The organism is Anaerostipes sp. CAG:276 (genome assembly GCF_000432215.1).
In the GTDB taxonomy this organism is placed as follows: Bacteria; Bacillota; Clostridia; order Lachnospirales; family Lachnospiraceae; genus Anaerostipes; species Anaerostipes caccae.
Genome location: NZ_FR889207.1, coordinates 32,716 through 50,353 on the forward strand (window position 1 = coordinate 32,716; position 17,638 = coordinate 50,353).

At 45.9% G+C, this 17,638-nt stretch carries 14 protein-coding genes and 2 pseudogenes; 14 read left to right on the top strand and 2 right to left on the bottom strand.

The window, feature by feature from the left end; translation table 11 throughout:
* From QVP35_RS15420 to QVP35_RS15450, 7 genes are all read left to right on the top strand, one after another.
* Positions 1-525 (top strand): ribonuclease HII (locus tag QVP35_RS15420; protein ID WP_288187968.1); only part of this gene is annotated, 525 nt, incomplete at its 5' end.
* Complete coding sequence (locus QVP35_RS15425; protein WP_009291180.1) at positions 522-863, top strand: YraN family protein; 342 nt, start codon at positions 522-524, stop codon at positions 861-863. The genes QVP35_RS15420 and QVP35_RS15425, both read left to right, overlap by 4 nt.
* On the top strand, positions 853-1,671 hold the full coding sequence (gene pgeF, locus QVP35_RS15430; RefSeq protein WP_009291181.1) for a peptidoglycan editing factor PgeF: 819 nt from the start codon (positions 853-855) through the stop codon (positions 1,669-1,671). The genes QVP35_RS15425 and pgeF overlap by 11 nt, the downstream gene beginning before the upstream one ends.
* 90 nt (positions 1,672-1,761) lie before the next feature.
* The gene (gene der / locus QVP35_RS15435) at positions 1,762-3,084 is read left to right on the top strand and encodes a ribosome biogenesis GTPase Der (protein WP_006567386.1); all 1,323 of its coding nucleotides are present in this window, start codon (positions 1,762-1,764) and stop codon (positions 3,082-3,084) included.
* The gene (gene plsY / locus QVP35_RS15440) at positions 3,084-3,710 is read left to right on the top strand and encodes a glycerol-3-phosphate 1-O-acyltransferase PlsY (RefSeq protein WP_006567385.1); all 627 of its coding nucleotides are present in this window, start codon (positions 3,084-3,086) and stop codon (positions 3,708-3,710) included. Before der ends, plsY begins: the two co-directional genes overlap by 1 nt.
* A gap of 9 nt (positions 3,711-3,719) precedes the next feature.
* On the top strand, positions 3,720-4,736 hold the full coding sequence (locus QVP35_RS15445) for an NAD(P)H-dependent glycerol-3-phosphate dehydrogenase (protein WP_006567384.1): 1,017 nt from the start codon (positions 3,720-3,722) through the stop codon (positions 4,734-4,736).
* A gap of 14 nt (positions 4,737-4,750) precedes the next feature.
* Entirely contained in the window at positions 4,751-6,019 is a 1,269-nt protein-coding gene (locus QVP35_RS15450) for an aminotransferase class I/II-fold pyridoxal phosphate-dependent enzyme (protein ID WP_009291182.1), read from the top strand.
* Positions 6,020-6,045: 26 nt separating this feature from the next.
* Here the strand turns inward: QVP35_RS15450 and QVP35_RS15455 are convergent, their stop codons facing one another.
* Positions 6,046-7,413 (bottom strand): MATE family efflux transporter, encoded by a 1,368-nt coding sequence (locus tag QVP35_RS15455; protein WP_006567382.1) that lies wholly within the window; start codon positions 7,411-7,413, stop codon positions 6,046-6,048.
* Positions 7,414-7,744: 331 nt separating this feature from the next.
* On the opposite strand from QVP35_RS15455, the gene QVP35_RS15460 reads away from it, so the two are divergent.
* The 3 genes and pseudogenes from QVP35_RS15460 to QVP35_RS15470 all read left to right on the top strand — a co-directional run bounded on the left by QVP35_RS15460 (position 7,745) and on the right by QVP35_RS15470 (position 11,890).
* The gene (locus QVP35_RS15460) at positions 7,745-8,215 is read left to right on the top strand and encodes a PTS sugar transporter subunit IIA (RefSeq protein ID WP_006567380.1); all 471 of its coding nucleotides are present in this window, start codon (positions 7,745-7,747) and stop codon (positions 8,213-8,215) included.
* A gap of 100 nt (positions 8,216-8,315) precedes the next feature.
* A pseudogene (gene melB / locus QVP35_RS15465) lies at positions 8,316-9,606 on the top strand (melibiose:sodium transporter MelB).
* A 28-nt stretch (positions 9,607-9,634) separates the two neighbouring features.
* Positions 9,635-11,890, top strand: a complete 2,256-nt coding sequence (locus tag QVP35_RS15470; protein WP_006567377.1) for an alpha-galactosidase — start codon at positions 9,635-9,637, stop codon at positions 11,888-11,890.
* Between the two features lie 52 nt (positions 11,891-11,942).
* Here QVP35_RS15470 and QVP35_RS15475 read toward each other — a convergent pair whose 3' ends face one another.
* Positions 11,943-12,821, bottom strand: coding sequence for an AraC family transcriptional regulator (locus QVP35_RS15475; protein WP_006567376.1), 879 nt, complete (start codon positions 12,819-12,821; stop codon positions 11,943-11,945).
* 151 nt (positions 12,822-12,972) lie between these two features.
* Here QVP35_RS15475 and dapF point away from each other — a divergent pair, with 151 nt between their 5' ends.
* From dapF to spoIVA, 4 genes and pseudogenes are all read left to right on the top strand, one after another.
* Positions 12,973-13,809, top strand: a complete 837-nt coding sequence (gene dapF, locus QVP35_RS15480) for a diaminopimelate epimerase (RefSeq protein WP_009291185.1) — start codon at positions 12,973-12,975, stop codon at positions 13,807-13,809.
* A gap of 24 nt (positions 13,810-13,833) precedes the next feature.
* Positions 13,834-15,294, top strand: coding sequence for a UDP-N-acetylmuramoyl-L-alanyl-D-glutamate--2,6-diaminopimelate ligase (locus QVP35_RS15485; RefSeq protein WP_006567373.1), 1,461 nt, complete (start codon positions 13,834-13,836; stop codon positions 15,292-15,294).
* 60 nt (positions 15,295-15,354) lie between these two features.
* The gene (locus QVP35_RS15490) at positions 15,355-16,224 is read left to right on the top strand and encodes a shikimate dehydrogenase (protein ID WP_006567372.1); all 870 of its coding nucleotides are present in this window, start codon (positions 15,355-15,357) and stop codon (positions 16,222-16,224) included.
* Between the two features lie 128 nt (positions 16,225-16,352).
* Positions 16,353-17,638: pseudogene (gene spoIVA, locus QVP35_RS15495) on the top strand (stage IV sporulation protein A); the annotation flags it as partial.

The following is a 17,638-nucleotide window of genomic DNA, read 5'->3' on the forward strand; positions in this document are numbered from 1 at the left end:
GGCCGGGGACCCTTTGCGGGACCGGTGGTGGCGGCGGCCGTCATTCTGCCGAGAGACTGTGATATTTTATACCTGAACGATTCCAAGAAGATTTCACCGAAAAAGAGAGAAGCATTGTATGATAAAATTTACGAGAAAGCTCTCGCTGTCGGAATCGGGATGGCTTCGGAAAAAGTCATAGATGAGATCAATATTTTAAATGCTACCTATGAAGCGATGAGGACGGCGGTTTCAAATCTTCCGGTCGAGCCGGATCTGCTGCTAAACGATGCGGTTACGATCCCGGGGATCGGAACAGAGCAGGTTCCGATCATCAAGGGGGATGCAAAGAGCGCTTCGATTGCGGCGGCAAGCATTGTGGCAAAGGTGACCAGAGACCGGATGATGGAAGAATACGATCAGCTTTATCCTCAATATCAGTTCGCAAAGAATAAAGGCTATGGGACAAAGGCTCATATCGAGGCGATCAAAGAGTATGGTATCTGCACACTTCACCGGAAGAGTTTTGTAAGGAAATACATATGAAAAATCATAGAAAGACCGGTATGGAGAAGGAAGAGACTGCGTGCCGGTTTTTATTGACTCAGGGGTATGAAGTCATTGAGAGAAATTTTTATTCCCGCTATGGGGAAATTGATATTATTGCGCGGGATGGGCAGTATCTTGTGTTTGCCGAGGTGAAATACCGGCGGTCAATAGCCTTCGGATATCCAGGAGAGGCTGTTGACCGCAGAAAACAGCAGAAGATTCATAAGACGGCGGAATATTATTTGTTTTGCCGCGGCATGTTTGACAGGCCGGCGCGATTTGATGTGGTAGAAATCATAGGAAAGAAGATCAGGGTGATAAAAAATGCATTTTAAGAGATCAAACGATAATCATTCCACGGTGCTGCACGAAGGGCAGGTGCCGTATCTAACGTTTAGAAAACTGGATCAGGCCGGAGTCCGCCATGGATTTTCCACCAGGATGGGAGGCGTCAGTCAAGGGATGTTCTCCTCTATGAATTTAAGCTATACAAGGGGAGACGATGAAGCCTCTGTGGATGAAAATTTCCGCAGGATCGGGCAGGCAATAGGGTTTGACGAGAAAAAGCTTGTATTCTCCAATCAGATCCATGACACGAAGATCGGGAGAGTCGGGAAAGAAGACTGCGGAAAAGTCATGACCGGAATGGACGGACTGGTGACCGATGTGCCTGGAGTCCCTCTGTATACGGGATATGCGGACTGTGTACCCCTGTTTTTCTTTGATCCTGTCAAAAAAGTGGCGGCTCTGGCCCATTCCGGCTGGAAGGGTACAGTCGGACGGATCGGAGAAAAGATGGTAAAACAGATGAAAGACGGATATGGATGCTGTCCTGAGGATATTGTGGCGGCTGTCGGCCCGTCAATCTGCAGAGACTGCTATGAGGTCAGCGAAGATGTGGCAGAGCAGTTCATAAAGGAATTTTCAACACACCCGAAAGAAGAATTTTTGGACAGGAAGGAAAATGACAAGTATCAGCTGGACCTGTGGAAGGCCAATGAGATTATATTGACGGAAGCAGGAATTTTACAGGAGAATCTGGACATCACCGATCTCTGTACCTGCTGCAACAGCGATTACTTATTTTCTCATCGGGCAACAAAAGGAAAACGGGGGAATTTAGGGGCATTCATTGTGCTTTGAATGTGATATAATCTTTACAACAGGGAAAGATTATCATATAATCAAACGGAAGTTTTAGGAAGAAAGATTCCATACAGAGAGGAAATAAACATGAGTAAACCGATAGTAGCAATCGTGGGAAGGCCGAACGTGGGGAAATCCACACTGTTCAACGCACTTGCGGGAGAGAATATTTCAATCGTAAAAGATACACCGGGAGTGACAAGGGACAGGATCTATGCGGACATTTCCTGGCTGAATTATAATTTTACGCTGATCGACACCGGTGGGATCGAGCCGGATTCGGGAGATGTCATCCTTTCCAGGATGAGAGAGCAGGCGCAGATTGCCATTGAGACTGCAGACGTGATCATTTTTCTTGTAGATGTGAGGCAGGGATTGGTGGATGCGGACTTCCAGGTGGCGGACATGCTGAGACGGTCTCAGAAGCCGGTGGTCCTGGCAGTGAATAAAGCAGACAATTATGAGAAGTTTCTGCCGGATACCTATGAGTTTTATAATCTGGGACTGGGTGATCCCCATCCGGTTTCCGCAAATTCCAAGCTTGGATTCGGTGATCTGCTGGATGAGGTCGTGGAAAACTGTGATCCAAAGGCTCTGGAAGAGGAAGAAGATGAAAGGCCTAAGATTGCCATCATTGGAAAGCCCAATGCAGGAAAGTCTTCGATTATCAACAAGATGCTTGGTGAGGAGAGAGTCATTGTATCGGATGTTGCGGGAACGACGAGAGATGCCATTGACACGGTCATCCAGAAGAACGGAAAAGAATACGTGTTTATTGACACCGCAGGGCTCCGCCGGAAAAATAAAATCAAAGAAGATCTGGAACGTTACAGTGTCATCCGTACAGTTTCCGCAGTGGAACGGTGTGATGTGGCGGTTCTGGTCATTGACGCCACAGAAGGCATCACCGAGCAGGACGCAAAGATCGCAGGCATTGCCCATGAGAGAGGCAAGGGGATGATCATTGCGGTCAACAAATGGGATCTGGTGGAGAAAGACGACAAGACGATCTATAAGTTCACAAACAAAATCCGCGAGGTTTTGGCTTATATGTCCTATGCGGAATTGGTTTTTATTTCGGCAAAGACCGGACAGCGTTTTCCTAAGATCTTTGATATGCTGGATGCCGTTATTGAAAATCACGCTATGCGTGTCCAGACCGGAGTGCTCAACGAGATTCTGACAGAAGCAGTAGCGATGAAACAGCCGCCGTCTGACAAAGGAAAACGCCTGAAGCTCTACTATATGACACAGGTATCGGTGAAGCCCCCCACATTTGTGGTGTTTATCAATGACAGGCAGCTGATGCACTTTTCCTATACCAGATATATTGAAAACCAGATACGGAATACGTTCGGATTCCGGGGAACCCCGATCCACATCATTGCGCGGGAAAGGAAGGAGAAGTAATGGTCCTTTGTGTTTTTCTCTGCCTGGCCATGGGATATCTGCTGGGCTGTATTCAGACAGGATTTATTATCGGAAAAATCAATCATATCGACATCAGAGATTACGGAAGCGGTAATTCCGGAACGACAAATACACTGAGAACCCTTGGAAAGACAGCGGCACTGCTGACCTTCCTTGGGGATTCCTCAAAGGGACTCATCGCAGTCAACATTGCCAGATACATATTAATTCCCCAGTTCGGAGGAATGGCCCATGAAGCCACACTCTGGCTGGTGACCGGGTTTGCCGTGGTCATCGGGCACAATTTTCCTTTTTACCTGCATTTTAAAGGAGGGAAAGGGATCGCTACAACAGGCGGCGTGATCTTTGCATTCGACTGGAGACTGGGACTTCTCTGTCTGCTTATTTTTTCTGTTGTGACAGGGATCAGTAAATATGTATCACTGGGTTCTATTTGCATGGTACTGGTAATCCCGTTTATTTTATATTTCAGCAGTCCCCACGACTGGCAGCTTGTGGCGGTGGGGTGTGTGTTTACGGCTATGGCGGTCTGGCGCCACAGGGCAAACATTGGCCGGCTCATTCACGGGACGGAAAACAAACTCGGACAGAAGGTAAAACGTTAGGAGGAAACTATGAAAAAGGTTAGCGTAATCGGTGCAGGAAGCTGGGGAAGTGCCCTGGCAGTTTTGCTGGCGAACAATGGACATGAAGTGACACTGTGGTCTCACGATTCCAAGGAGATCGAGATGCTTCAGAAGGAAAGAGAGCAGAAAGACAAGCTTCCTGGAGTGAAGCTTCCGGAGAATATAAAGGTCAGCGCCGATCTTGAAGAAACTCTCACAGGCAGAGATGTCATCGTCATGGCTGTGCCGTCTCCGGTGGTCCGTTCTATGGCAACTCGCATGGCTCCATTTATAAAAGAAGGCCAGGTCATCGTCAATGTGGCGAAAGGGATTGAGGATGAAACCTATAAGACACTGACAGAGATCATCGAGGAGGAGATTCCGGGCGCTGTTGTCTGTGTACTCTCCGGCCCGAGCCATGCAGAGGAAGTGGGAAGAAAACTCCCGACGACCTGTGTTGTCGGTGCAAAGAAGGAAAGTGTAGCTGTAATGCTTCAGGATCTGTTTATGAATGAGGTGTTCCGTGTCTACACAAGCCCTGATATCATGGGAATTGAGCTCGGAGGAGCATTGAAGAATGTCATTGCCCTGGCTGCCGGCGTCACAGACGGCCTCGGATACGGCGACAATACAAAAGCCGCACTGATGACCAGAGGAATCGCGGAACTTACCAGACTGGGAGCCGCTCTCGGGGGACAGATCGAGACATTTACCGGTCTGACCGGCATCGGTGACCTGATCGTTACCTGTACGAGCGTTCACAGCCGGAACAGGAAAGCCGGACTCCTGATGGGACAGGGATATTCTCCGAAAGAGGCTATGGATGAAGTCAAGATGGTCGTGGAAGGTGTCTATTCCGCCAAAGCGGCTCTCGGACTCGCAAAGCGGAATAATGTCAATGTTCCGATCATTGAGGAAGTAAACAAAGTACTCTTTGAGGAGAAAGATCCGAAAGAGGCAGTGGCAGATCTGCTCTTAAGGGAGCGCAAGAAAGAACATACAAACCTTAAATGGGAAGAAGAATAAGAAAGGACAAAGCTATGGCAGAATTCGCGGAAATGTCAAAGGAAGAATTGGAACAGGCAAAGGAAGCAGCAGACAGGGATTACGAGGAACTGAAGGCCAGGAATTTAAGCCTTGATATGTCAAGGGGAAAGCCTGCGCCGTCGCAGATTGATCACGCCAACGGCATGCTGAAAGAAATGACGGACTATCACACAAAGGCAGGCATGGATGTGAGAAATTACGGCGTTTTGGACGGGATTCCTGAGATGAAGGAACTTTTCAGTGAACTGCTCGATATTCCGGCCGGCCAGCTGATCGTCGGAGGAAATGCAAGCCTTAACTTAATGTTTGACGCAGTGATGCGTTTGTTTGTGTTCGGAACGATGGGAGAGAAACCGTGGGGCCGGCTTGACAAGGTGAAGTTTCTCTGCCCAAGTCCCGGCTATGATCGTCATTTTACCATCTGCGAGACTCTGGGTATCGAAATGATCCCGGTTCCTATGACCAAAGAAGGCCCGGATATGGATATGGTGGAAGAGCTTGTGGGAAGTGATACGTCCATCAAAGGTATCTGGTGCGTTCCCAAGTATTCCAATCCGCAGGGCATCTGTTACAGCGATGAAACAGTAGACCGACTGGCTTCCATGAAGACTGCCGCGAAAGACTTCAAAATATTTTGGGACAATGCCTACGGTGTGCATCCGGTCTTTGAGGATGTGAAAGTTAAGAATATCATCGACGCATGTGAAGAAGCCGGTACAAAGAATCGTCCGTATTATTTCTTCTCTACCTCAAAGATCACCTTCCCGGGAGCCGGTGTCAGCCTGATCGCTTCCAGTGAAGAGAATATAAATGAAATCAAAAAGATCATGGGTGTCCAGACGATCGGATATGACAAAGTCAACCAGCTGCGCCACGTACAGTTCTTTCAAAATGCAGAGGGACTGAGAGCGCATATGCAGGTTTTGGCTGAGTGCATGAGGCCGAAGTTTGAAACGGTTCTCAAATACCTGAACAAAGAGCTTGCAGGAACAGGGCTCGCTGTATGGGAGGAGCCGAAAGGCGGATATTTTGTGTCCGTGGATGTATATCCGGGATGTGCAAAAGAAGTTGTACGCCTGGCAAAAGAGGCGGGAGTTGTACTCACCGGCGCAGGAGCGACTTATCCATACAAGAAGGACCCGAAGGACAGCAATTTAAGGATTGCGCCTACATACCCTACAGTGGAAGAACTGGAACAGGCGATGGAACTGTTCTGTGTCTGTGTAAAGAAGGCAGCGCTGCATAAACTGGTCAGAGAATAGAACATAAGGACTCCGGAGACGAGCATTTAAGCTTGTTCCCCGGAGTCTTTCAGTTTGCGGTAGACAGTGAGCAGCATTGTGACATAGCAGGCGGTTCCTCCGATGAAATTGGAGATGGGCTCTGCGATAAAAACACCGTTGACACCGAGACCGAACAGCATTGGCAGGCAGACGGTCAGGGGAAGAACAATGACGACCTTCCGGAAGATAGAAAAGAAGATAGCCTGTCTGGACCTGTTCAGCGCGATATAGGTGGACTGGCCCGAAAACTGCAGGGACATCATGAAGATTCCAAAGAAATAAAGCTTTAAGGCGGGGACACCTTTTGCTATGATCTCCGGACTGCTGTTGAAAATATGGATAAAAAAGTGCGGTGCAAGAAGCAGGATACCCCATACAATAAAGGTGTAGCCGATGCAGGCAAGAGTCATAAACCGAATGGCTGCCTTGACTCTTTCGTACTGTTCAGCTCCGTAATTATATCCCAGAACCGGCTGGGCGCCGTTGGTAATACCGGTAACCGGCATCGTGATGACTTCCCGGATCGAATTTAAAATCGTCATGACGGTCACATAGAGATCTCCTCCATAGACCTGCAGGGTTGCGTTGCAGGCGATCTGTACGATACTGTTTGTGACCGACATCGTAAAACCGGAAAGACCGAGGGTTACGATCTGCCTGACCAGACGGAACCTTAACCTAAAGTTTTCCTTTTTCAGTTTTAGTATTGTTTTTCTGCCGGCGAGAAAGAGGAGGACCCATACAGAGGAAACAAACTGGGAAATGACGGTTGCGAGAGCCGCTCCCCTGACACCCAGCTGCAGGATAAAGATAAAAACAGGATCTAATATAATATTTAAGACGGCGCCGATTAAAACTGTCAGCATCCCGGTTCTTGCAAAACCCTGAGAGTTTATGAAGCTGTTCATACCAAGGCCGATCATCACAAAAACAGATCCCAGAAGATAGATCGTGATGTAGCTGTCTGCATAGGGAAATGTAGCTTCGCTCGCTCCGAATGCATAAATAATCGGTTTTTTAAAAATGAGGATTACAGCCGTGAGCAGAAGGCCCAGGAGAATCAGAAGGAAAAAAGAATTTCCCATGATCTCCTCGGCCTTTTTTTGATTTCCTTTTCCGCGTTCTATGGAACAAAGAGGAGCACCTCCCATGCCGATCAGATTGGCAAATGCCATGATGATCGTAATAATCGGAAAGGTAATGCCCACACCTCCCAGGGCGAGAGCGGCATCTGTTCCCATTCTTCCGATATAGATACGGTCAACAATACTGTACAGTACGTTGATCAGCTGAGCCAGAGTCATAGGTACAGCAAGGTTTATGATGTTTTTTGTGACGCTTCCTTTTGTAAAATCATTCTTAGTTTTTTCCATACTCGGATACAGCCTCGTTTCTCCAAACAATCTTTGGTAAAAAGTATAGCATGTTTTCCGGATAAATAGAATCTTGAATAAAATAACATTTGGATATATTTATATAAAATATTTACCTATAAAAATAATTGAAAGAGAAATATAAATCACAACACTTGTATACAGAAATGCATAAATACAGGGGGAAAACAAAATATTCTTTTGTTAAAAGTGTCAAATAAATGACATTTGGACATATTCTGCACACAAAATTGGCTAGAAAAAGTATGTCCGAATGTTATAATTTAGATAACATCGATGGAAGAAAAAGAAATGATCAGGAGGTAAGAAAATGGCATTATTTTCAAAAGGGAAAGAAGTGTTTGGATGTCCGATGGACGGTGAAGTGAGACCTTTGGATGAAACACCGGACAGGGCATTCGCAGACGGACTCCTTGGAGATGGGGTGGTTATTTTTCCATCGGGAGATAAAGTGTTTGCACCGTCGGCAGCAAAAGTAAATTTTACATTCCCGACACGCCATGCAGTCGGGCTGGAGACAAAGTCTGGATATGAATATCTAATCCATGTAGGGATTAACACGAATCAGCTGAAAGGAGAGGGATTTCATATATATGTGGAGCCAGGAGATTATGTGAATAAAGGACAGCTTTTGCTGGAATTTGATCAAAAACTATTAAAAGAAAAAAATTTATCAGAAGCAACCCCTATCGTATTTGCCAATGTAGAAAATGACAACATTGAAGTGCTGAAGGCAGGCCGGGTTAAAGCTAATGAAGATCTAATGGTCGTGAAAAAATAGGAGGATGAATAGAATGAAGCTATCAGCGCGTGAAAAATATAGCTATGGAATCGGTGCCCTGGGAAAAGATATGATCTGCGGAGTCATATTTACCTATGCAATGGTCTATTTTACAGATGTACTGAAAATTTCAGCGGCATTTGTAGGGACACTCTTTTTCTTTGCAAAGTTCTGGGATGCGGTAAATGATCTCGGAATGGGAATGGTCGTTGACAATACGAAAACAAGATGGGGAAAATTCAGGCCGTGGCTGGCTGTTGGAACATTGATCAATGCCGTTGTTTTTGCCTGTTTATTTACGGACTGGGGATTATCCGGAACCGCACTTTATGTTTTTGCTGCCGTTATGTATATTTTGTGGGGAATGACTTATACCATTATGGATATCCCATACTGGTCTATGCTCCCCAATCTGACCAGTGACAAATCAGAGCGCGACCGGGTGGCTGTAGTTCCCAGGATCTTCGCATCTGTGGGAGGATCCCTGATCGTCGGAGGATTTGGGCTTCAGATCATGGACTTTTTGGGAAAAGGTGATGCGCAGAAAGGATTTTCTTATTTCGCATACATAATTACGGCTGTATTTATTATCACCATTTACGGTCACAAATGTAAAATCAGCGGATCATGTAAGAGCAGTGAAGGAAGAGAAGACATCCTTTAAGAAATTGCTGCATATCATTTCAAAAAATGATCAGCTTCTTGTAGCCATTGCAGTAATCCTTACATTTAATTTTGCGATGCAGGTTATGACAGGGGTATCTCTATACTACTTCTTATATGTGGCAGGCAGCAAATCAATGTTTTCAATCTTTACGATGTTTGCAGGGATTGCAGAGATCTCCGGCTTGTTTCTGTTTCCATGGATCGCGAAACATCTGAACAGAAACCAGGTTTATCTTTTGGCAAGCCTGATACCGACAATTGGACTGGGGCTGTTATTCGTCATCGGATATCTGGCACCGACGAATTTTGTATTGACAGCCATCGCCGGCTATGGTGTTAAATTCGGTTCCGGGCTTCAGCTTGGGATTGTGACGGTTGTGCTGGCAGATGTTGTCGACTATGGTGAATATAAATTCGGAACAAGAAATGAGTCTGTTACCTTTTCTATCCAAACACTGCTCGTAAAGTTTACTTCGGCTATGGGTGCGCTTCTTACCGGATTTGCACTGAATGCCACGGGGTATATTCCAAATGCAGTACAGACAGCATCAACACAGAACGGTATCCGTTTTGTTATGATCGGTGTCCCGATTGTTTTTGTAGCCCTCAGTTTTATGATCTACAAGACAAAATTTAAACTTCATGGGGCGTATTACGACAAAATCATGAATGTTCTGGCATTGAGAAAAGAGAAACTGGACGAGCGTCTGGCAAACAATTCATAATAATTATAGAAAAGACGGAGGAATCTATATGTCAATTATTTTTCATGAGAGATCTAAAACATTTCATCTATATAATGATAAGATCAGTTATATTTTTAAAATCTTAAGAAACGGTCAGCTTGGTCAGCTTTACTGCGGAGCGGCAATACGGGACAGAGAAGAATATGAGCATTTATTTGAGGCAAGGCAGCGTCCCATGGCGCCGTGTACCTATGAAGGGGATCTGACGTTTTCTATGGAGCATATCAAGCAGGAATATCCGGCTTATGGATCAGGGGATATGAGATATCCGGCTTTTCAGATTCTGCAGAGCAATGGAAGCAGAATCACAGATTTTACATATATATCCCATAAGATCATGGAAGGAAAACCAGAGCTTCCAGGGCTTCCCGCAACCTATACAGAGGATCCGAAAGAGGCACAGACGCTGGAGATTCTTCTTCGGGATGAATTGATCCAGGTGGATCTGCTGTTATCGTATTCCATATTTGCACATTATGGAGCTGTTGCGCGTAGTGTACGGTTTGTGAATCGGGGAACAGAGTCTGTGATCCTGGATCAGGCAATGAGTCTGTGTCTGGATCTTCCGGATTCAGACTACGAAATGATCGAACTGACCGGAGCGTGGTCCAGAGAGAGGCATATAAAGGAGCGCAGACTGTGCCATGGCATCCAGTCCGTGTACAGTATGAGAGGCTGCAGTTCTAATAATTATAATCCGTTTATTGCACTGAAACGGGAAAACACCACAGAACATGACGGAGAAGTTTACGGTTTTTCCTTTGTGTACAGCGGAAACTTTCTTGCGCAGGTGGAAGTGGATACTTATGATGTCTCAAGGGTCACCATGGGAATCAACCCTAACACGTTTACGTGGGAATTAAAACCGGGAGAGAACTTTCAGACACCGGAAGCGGTGATGGTCTACAGCAGTGAGGGCTTAAACGGTATGAGCCAGACTTACCATGAGCTGTATCAGAAACGGCTGGCCAGAGGAGAATGGAGGGATCAAGTCCGTCCGATTCTTGTGAATAACTGGGAAGCCACATACTTTGATTTTGATGAAGATAAAATTCTTCTAATCGCAGATACGGCGAAACGTCTCGGCATCGAATTATTTGTCCTGGATGACGGCTGGTTCGGCAGAAGAGATGACGATACAAGTTCTCTGGGAGACTGGTACCCGGACCTTAACAAACTTCCGGAAGGAATCAAGGGCATTGCGGAAAAAATTGAAAAGAAAGGTTTGAAATTCGGACTTTGGTTTGAACCGGAGATGGTCAACAAAGACAGTGACCTGTATCGGGCTCATCCGGACTGGATGCTTGCGGCTCCGGGCAGAAACAGCTGTCACGGAAGAAATCAGTTTGTCCTGGATTTTTCCAGAAAAGAAGTGGTAGATTATATATACCGGCTCATGGAAAAAGTTTTGCTGGATGCTCCTGTGTCCTATATAAAATGGGATATGAACCGCTGTATGTCAGAGGTGTATTCAGCAGGATGCGGTGCATCGGATCAAGGGAAAGTTACACATAAATATATCCTTGGGGTATATGATCTTTATGAACGGTTGACAAAGAAGTTTCCGCATATCCTGTTTGAATCCTGCGCCAGCGGAGGTGCCAGATTTGATCCCGGAATGATGTATTATGCGCCCCAGTGCTGGACCAGTGATGATACGGATGCAATAGAAAGAATTAAAATCCAATACGGCACCAGTATGGTTTATCCGGTCAGCAGTATGGGAGCTCACGTATCAGCGGTGCCGAATCATCAGGTGCTGAGGAATACTCCGATTGAGACGCGGGCGAATGTTGCCTGTTTCGGGACTTTTGGATATGAACTTGATTTGAATCAGTTGTCAGCAGAGGAACAGGAAAAAATAAAAGAACAGGTGGAATTTATGAAGACATACCGGGAGGTCCTTCAGTTTGGAACCTTCTACCGCCTTCAGAGCCCTTTTAAACACAATACAAGTGCATGGATGTCGGTCTCACAAGACAGACGGACGGCGGTCGTCGGATACTTCCGCACGCTGGAACCGGTGAATTCAGGATATACAAGACTGAAGCTCCGGGGGCTCGATGAAAATTTATGCTATCATGTGACAATCAATGAAACCAGCCACTACGGCGATGAACTAATGAAAGCCGGACTGGTGACTTCGGATGCCTCCAGCGGTGAAAACCGTGAGACATATAACGGAGCCAACGGAGATTACCAGTCTCGCCTATATATCTTAACTGCGGAGGACGAATTGCGAGCGCCTTCCGTACGTTCCTAATGAAGGAAAGACTCCTGCTGTTTACAGTATGGAGCCTTTCCTTTTTATCTATTCAGAATGCTTTTGGTTTTCTGCTTTGTGAGGGTCGAAAGCCCGTATAATATTCGGAACATTCCGGTTTTCTTTGCGGTAGGCCGTGGGACTTAAACCGGTAATTTTTTTTAAATGCCTTGGAAAAGGCAAGCTGATTGGCATAACCGCAGGAGTATGAGATATTCTTAACCGGAAGATCCGTATCTGAAAGAAGTTCTGTGGCTTTGGTAACGCGGAATCTTAAGAGGAACTGCTGGGGTGACATATGAAGGTTTTCCTGGAACATGCTGCAGAGATAACTCCGGTTTAAAGAAACATAATCAGCAATGTCCCTGACGGTAATGACATTCTGGTAATTTTTCTGTATAAATTCAATGGCCTTGCTGATATGTATGTTTTCACTTGTAAAATCAGACTTGTATTTAATATCAGCGGACCGGCTGAAGGAGGCAAAGATCAGAAAGAGTATGCCCTGAATATAAATCTCATTGCTGTAGCTTAAGGTATTATGTCTGAGGATATCTTCAATATAAGATACAAGAAGTTCTTTCTCCTCACAGTGACAGATCAGATGTTCACTGTCCAGACCGCAGCGCTGAAGATAGTCATTGACTTGATTTCCGGAAAAACCGACCCAGAGATAGGTCCAGGGATCTTGTTCGTCTGCCTGGTAAAAGGTTACTTCATCCGGGAGGATCAAGAAAGCGTCTCCCGGCTCAATGGTGTACTGTTTGTCCCCGGCATAGTAATATCCTTTTCCGCTGACACAGTAGTGAAGCAGGTGGTGGCTCCGGACAGCAGGACCGAAGGAATAAAGAGGTGTGCACTCCTGTATGCCGCAGAAAAGGAGATAAAAGTCAGAAAACATTTGGTTCTTGATTTCCAAAAATGAATACATAGTCTCTCCTTTCCCTGTTTTTTACTTTTATTTTATAATACAAAGCGGTAAAACACAACCGGGAAACGGCAGAAAACACTTTGTGTTTCTATATTGATTATGGTAGAATAAATAAAATATTAAAAACACTATGAAAACGAGGAGTGATTCCATGAAATTTACAAAGATGCATGGCTGCGGCAATGATTATGTATACGTGAACTGTTTTGAAGAAACGATAGAAAATCCCAATGAGACGGCAAAGTTTGTCAGTGACCGCCATTTTGGAATCGGGTCAGACGGTATGATCTGTATTCATCCTTCTGACAAAGCGGATTTCCGGATGGCCATGTACAACAGTGACGGTACAGAGGGAGCCATGTGCGGAAACGGAGTCCGCTGTATCGCAAAGTATGTATACGACTATGGATTAACGGACAAAACAACGATCACCATCGAGACCAAAGGCGGGATCAAAGAACTGGACCTTACAGTGGAAGACGGAAAGGTCACATGGGTCAATGTAGACATGGAGGCCCCTGTGCTGGAGGCCGATAAAATACCGGTGATTTATGATGAGGAGAAAAAAGTCATCGACAAGCCTGTCATCGTAGACGGCAGAGAGTACAGGATCACCTGTGTATCTATGGGAAATCCCCATGGAGTCGTGTTTGTAGACTCTGTGGATGATCTTGATATTGAAAAGCTCGGGCCGATGTTTGAACATCACCCGATGTTTCCGGACAGAGTCAACACAGAATTTATCCAGGTGGTCGACGACCATACGATCAGGATGCGTGTTTGGGAGCGCGGAGCAGGGGAGACTCTAGCCTGCGGAACCGGTGCATGTGCAAGTGCCTATGCAAGCTATCTGAATCAGAAGACCGGCAATAAAGTCCTGGTCCACCTTCTGGGAGGAGATCTTCAGATTGAATATGACGAAGAGAAACATACCATCTTCATGAAAGGACCGGCCACAAAAGTATTTGACGGGGAGATTGACCTTTAAAAAGTTTTGGCTTAGGAGGAATCTATGAAATTATCAAAATTATTAGAACGCTCAGAATACACTCTCGTACAGGGCACGGAAGATACAGAGATTTCGACTCTCGTATATGACTCAAGAAAAGTGGAGGAGAACAGTGTTTTTGTCTGCATTTCCGGGGCAGCCTTTGACGGACATAAGTTTATTGGGCAGGTAATCGAAAAGGGTGCCAAAGTTATCGTTGTACAACAGGATGTGGAAGCTCCGAAGGGCGTAACGGTGATCCGTTTTGACGACACGAGAAAGGCGCTTGCAGAGATGTCCGCAGCTTACTTCGGATATCCGGCAGAGGAACTGATGACCATTGGGATAACCGGAACCAAAGGCAAGACAACGATCACTTACATGATCCAGTCGGTGCTTGAGCACGCGGGGCAGAAGACCGGGCTGATCGGAACCATTGAGACTGTCATCGGGGATGAAAGAATCCCTTCGGTCAATACGACGCCGGAATCTTACGTGATTCAGGAATCTTTCCGGAAGATGGCGGATGCGGGATGCAAAAATGTCGTCATGGAAGTTTCTTCACAGGGACTGATGCTCCACAGGGTGAGCGGCTTTACCTTTGACTATGGTATTTTTACGAATCTGGCCGAAGACCATATCGGAGAAAATGAACACAAGGATATGGATGACTATATCCGCTGCAAGTCTCTTTTGTTTCAGCAGTGCAGGCAGGGCATTGTAAACGGGGATGATGACTATGTAGAAAGAATCATCAAGGGGCATACATGTTCTTTAGAGACCTTTGGCATGAAGCCGGGCAGCGATGTGTATGCCGACCATATAGAGCGTATCCAGGAACCCGGTTATCTTGGCGTTTCTTACGATTTAAAAGGAAAAGAAGAGTATAACGTTCATGTGGACATTCCAGGAGACTTTACGGTCTATAATTCGCTGGCAGCCATTTCATTGTGCCGCCATATGGGAATTCAAAAGAAAGATGTTCTGGACGCACTGAATACGATTCAGGTAAAAGGCCGTTTAGAGATCATAAAAACACCGGGCGAATACACCCTGATGATTGATTACGCCCACAATGCCATGAGTCTCGAAAGCCTGCTCACGACGATACGGAAGTATGATCCGAAAAAGATCTACTGTCTGTTCGGCTGCGGAGGCAACAGGGCCAAAGCCAGACGGTATGAGATGGGCGAGGTATCTTCAAAACTTGCGGATCTTACGGTGGTGACATCAGACAATCCGAGAAATGAAGAACCGATGGACATTATCAATGATATTTTGGTGGGAGTCCATAAGGGACCGGGAGAATATGTCACGATCCCTGACAGGAAAGAAGCCATCCGCTACTGCATGGAACATGCAGGAAAGGGCGATATCGTCATTCTGGCGGGCAAAGGACATGAAGATTATCAGGAGATCAGAGGAGTGAAACATCATATGGATGAAAGAGACTTGATCCGGGAGATCATCGCAGAATCCATTTAAATTCAGAACACAAAAACCGAAAGCATCACACATGTTTCCGGGAGGAGATTAGGAGGAACTATGGACAGCAGAATTAAAGGAACAACAAGATTATTGGGACTGATCGGGTCACCGGTGGGACATTCAGGATCACCGGCTATGCACAATTATGGATTTCAGGCGCTCGGGATTGACGCGGCTTACCTGGCTTTTGATATCAAAGAAGACCAGGTAAAAGATGCCATCAGCGCAGTGCGAACACTGAATATGCAGGGGCTCAATGTGACCATGCCGTGCAAGACAGAGGCAGCAAAATATATGGATGAATTGTCTCCGGCAGCCAGGCTGATCGGTGCGGTAAACACTGTGGTAAACAGAGACGGAAAACTTTACGGACATATCACAGACGGTGAAGGATTTGTGGCAAATCTTAAGGATCATGGGGTTTCAATCGGGAAAAAAGATATTGTGATCTTTGGGGCCGGAGGTGCTGCGACAGCGATTTTGGTACAGTGTGCTCTGGATGGCGCAAATTCCGTCACGGTCATTAACCCAAGGGATGATTTCTTCGGACGGGCGGAAGAGATGCATAAAAAGCTCCGGGAAGAAACTCCGGACTGTGACATCACTTTGATCGATCTGGCTGACGAAGCTGCTGTCAAAGAAGCGGTATCAAAAACCGATATTCTCATCAACGGAACTCTTCTTGGGATGAAACCAAAAGAAGACACTTCCGTGATCCGGGATACGAGCCTGTTCCGCAAAGATATGGTTGTTGCAGATGTGGTCTATAATCCGAAAGAGACAAAGCTGTTAAGAGAGGCTAAAGCAGCGGGCTGCAGGACTGTCCAGGGAGACGGAATGCTCTTATGGCAGGGAGTGGCTGCATTTAAACTGTTCACCGGACAGGATATGCCGGTAAAAGAAGTAAAGGAAAAGTTCTTTTCTTAAAACAGAATACATAATCAACCAGTGATATAAGAGAAAAAGGATTGCCCGGGCAGTCCTTTTTTCTTTCTTACAGTCATATCCTGGCAGAATACTGCATATACTTTAACAGTCTATCGTAGGAGGATATTATGGATTACTTTAATGTATATAAGGATATTATGGCCAGGACCGACGGAGAGATCTACATCGGCGTGGTAGGTCCGGTTAGGACCGGAAAGAGTACGTTTATCAAGCGGTTTATGAACCTGATGGTTCTTCCGAACATGGAAAATGAGAACGAAAGAAGCCGTGCCAACGACGAGCTGCCTCAGTCATCCAGCGGAAAAACCATCATGACGACGGAACCCAAGTTTGTGCCGAATGAAGCGGTGGAGATCAACGTGGATGACGGCATCAGCATGAAAGTCCGCCTCATCGACTGTGTGGGTTACATGGTAAACGGAGCTGTGGGCCATATTGAGGGAGAAGAAGAACGGCTGGTGAAGACACCGTGGTTTGATTATGAGATTCCATTTACAAAAGCGGCCAGCATCGGGACAAAAAAAGTCATCACGGAACATTCCACGATCGGGATCGTAGTGACTACAGACGGTTCCTTCGGCGACATAGAGGCGGCCAATTATCAGGAGCCGGAGGAAGAGACGATCAAACAGCTCAAAGCATTACATAAACCATTTGTGGTACTTTTAAATACGAGCCGTCCATATTCTGAAGAAACTGTGAACCTTGCCAAAGAAAAGGAAGCAAAATACGGGGCAAAAGTGCTCCCGATGAACTGTGAACAGCTTAAGAAGGATGATATTTATTATATACTCAAGAGTGTACTGATGGAATTCCCAATTTCTTCGATTGGCTTTTTTGTACCGAAATGGGTGGAGGTACTTCCGCACGATCACAAGATCAAACAGGAAATCATGGAGACTGCCCGGAAGATGCTCATAGAGAAGGATACCATGAAAGACATCTATGAGGAGGAAGATTACGAAAATCAATACATAAAACAGTGGAAACTGGATTCTGTCGCTATGGATACCGGAGTGATCCGTATCGCAGTGGATATGGATGATTCCTATTATTATGAATTTTTAAGTGATACGATTGGACTTCCGATCAAGAATGAATACGAATTCATCTCGATCATGAGAGATCTTGCAAGACAGAAAAAGGAATACGAAGAAGTGGCCGATGCCCTGAACGCAGTGAAACAGAGGGGATACGGTGTTGTGACCCCGACAAAGGGAGATATTGTCCTGGAAGAACCTAAGATCGTGAAGCATGGGAACAAATACGGGGTGAAGATCAAGGCCAGTGCTCCGTCCATTCATATGATACGGGCCAATATTTCCACGGAGATCGCACCGATCGTCGGAGAAGAGTATCAGGCCAAGGATCTGATGGAGTACTTTGACAAGGG